This is a genomic window from bacterium, from assembly GCA_030654305.1.
Taxonomy (GTDB): Bacteria; Krumholzibacteriota; Krumholzibacteriia; order LZORAL124-64-63; family LZORAL124-64-63; genus PNOJ01.
In genome coordinates, this window is sequence record JAURXS010000098.1 from 1 (window position 1) to 1,806 (window position 1,806).

At 65.7% G+C, this 1,806-nt stretch carries 3 protein-coding genes; 1 reads left to right on the forward strand and 2 read right to left on the reverse strand.

Going from position 1 to position 1,806, the window contains the following annotated elements:
* Nucleotides 1-212, forward strand: a 212-nt coding sequence (locus tag Q7W29_02680; GenBank protein ID MDO9170716.1) for a hypothetical protein, incomplete at its 5' end; no start/stop codon positions are given.
* 127 nt (nucleotides 213-339) lie between these two features.
* On the opposite strand, the gene Q7W29_02685 is transcribed toward Q7W29_02680, so the two are convergent.
* A complete protein-coding gene (locus tag Q7W29_02685; protein MDO9170717.1) occupies nucleotides 340-1,233 on the reverse strand; it encodes a sulfatase-like hydrolase/transferase in 894 nt (297 codons plus the stop codon).
* 111 nt (nucleotides 1,234-1,344) lie between these two features.
* On the reverse strand, nucleotides 1,345-1,668 hold the full coding sequence (trxA, locus tag Q7W29_02690) for a thioredoxin (GenBank protein ID MDO9170718.1): 324 nt from the start codon (nucleotides 1,666-1,668) through the stop codon (nucleotides 1,345-1,347).
* Nucleotides 1,669-1,806: the final 138 nt, after the last annotated feature.

Below are 1,806 nucleotides of genomic sequence, written 5' to 3' on the forward strand. Positions count from 1 at the left end.
CGCTTTCCGAGATCGAGCACCGCGGCGCCGCCCCCGAAACCCTCGTCCTGCTCACCAGCGACCACGGCAACCTCGAAGACCTCTCCACCCGCTCCCACACCCGCAACCCCGTCCCCCTGCTCGCCTGGGGCCCGGGTGCCGCCACCCTGCTCGCCCGCTGCACCCGCCTCGACGAAGTGACCCCCGCCCTGCTCTCCCTCCTTGTAGTTTGAGGCATTCTATCTGCTGCGGCGGCTTGCCCCTTGTTCCACCTCGGAGAGACACACAGAGGCCCCGCGCTGCGATTTCCTTCCAGGCATGAGCAGCGCGGGGCCTCTGTGTGTCTCTCCGAGGTGCGTACTAGGGCAACCGCCCCTCCAGATAGAATACCTCGAAAACCTTCTCGTGGAAGATGGGCCCATGCCCAAAGTACCCGTCCTCCCCGAACAGCTCCCCGTGGTCCGACATCACCATGAAGTAGGTGTTGCGCGGGCAGCGCTCCATGAACTCGCCCACGACCCGGTCGAGGTGCTCCACGCAGACGACCTGCTTGTCGTAGAAGGCGCGGAACTGCGCCGGCGTGAAGAACTCCTCCTCCTTCTTGTCCTGCATGAACTCCGAGGGGTTCTTCAGGAAGTCGTCGAGGTGCTTGAACACGCCGTGGACGCCCGAGATGTGCGGCAGGTCGCCGGGCTTCTCGCCGGGCAGCAGGTAGGGGTAGTGCGTCTCGCCGGTGTTGAGGAAGAAGAACGAGGGGCGGTCGTCCCGGAACTGCAGCTGCTGGAAGATCAGGCCCAGGTCGTTGTGGCTGGGGGCGAGCTCGTACTTGTCGAAGTGCTGGCTCATGCTGGTCATCGGGTTCAGCACCGGCAGGCTGACCCAGCCCTCGTTCCAGTAGCCGGCCGCCTTCAGGAAGTGCGGCAGCGAGAGCTGGGGCACGAACTTGCCGAACTCCACGTCGGCCATGTTCAGCCGGCGGCTCCAGAGGGCGAATTCCTCGCGGTAGACGTTGCTGGCGAAGACGCCCTTGGGGCTCTGGTGGGGCACCATGCCCATCAGGAAGGTGTAGTGGCTGGGGCTGGTCCAGCTGGCGTAGCTGTAGCGCTTCTCGGCCGCCGCGATGCGGTCGAGGTTGGGCGTGCGGGCCGCCTGGTAGGCGTCCCAGCGGCAGCTGTCGAACACGATGAACACCAGGTTGTTGAGCTTGCCGCCGCCGGCGATGAGGCTCTTGACCCTGTCGATGAGGCCGGCCATGCGCGCTTCCTCCCGGTTGGGACGGGGTACCCGTCGCGCACATGATCGGAGTTGCCGCCCCCCCGGTCAAGGCTGCGGCCTTCGGCGGATCCGCGGCGCCGCGGGACCCCGCTACATCGCCGCGTCGAGGGCCTGGGCCAGGTCGGCCTTGGGCCGCATCCCCACCAGCGAGGCCACGGGCTGCCCGCCCTTGAAGACCATCACCGTCGGGATGCCGCGGATGCCGTACTTCGTCGCCAGGTCCTGGTTGTCGTCCACGTTGACCTTCACGACCTTCGCCTTGCCGGCGTAGTCGCGCGCCAGCTCCTCGATGGTCGGGGTCAGCAGCTTGCAGGGGCCGCACCACGGGGCCCAGAAGTCCACCATCACGGGCAAGGCGCTGTCGAGCACCTCGCCCTGGAACGATCCGCTCTCGACCTTGATCGCTTCGCTCACGTCGCCACCTCGCTGTCGGGGGTTGTTCTCGTCCAGGAAACTCGCATGGCTAAAGGCATGTTGCGTGCCAGGGATCGGCTCGAGGTCATAGAATCTAATACATTGATATACATAGAGTTACAATCATAGTGGCGTCGG

Excerpts from the sequence above, each read along its gene's own strand:
- Q7W29_02685 (MDO9170717.1), bottom strand. The coding sequence starts at position 1,233 with ATGGCCGGCCTCATCGACAGGGTCAAGAGCCTCATCGCCGGCGGCGGC.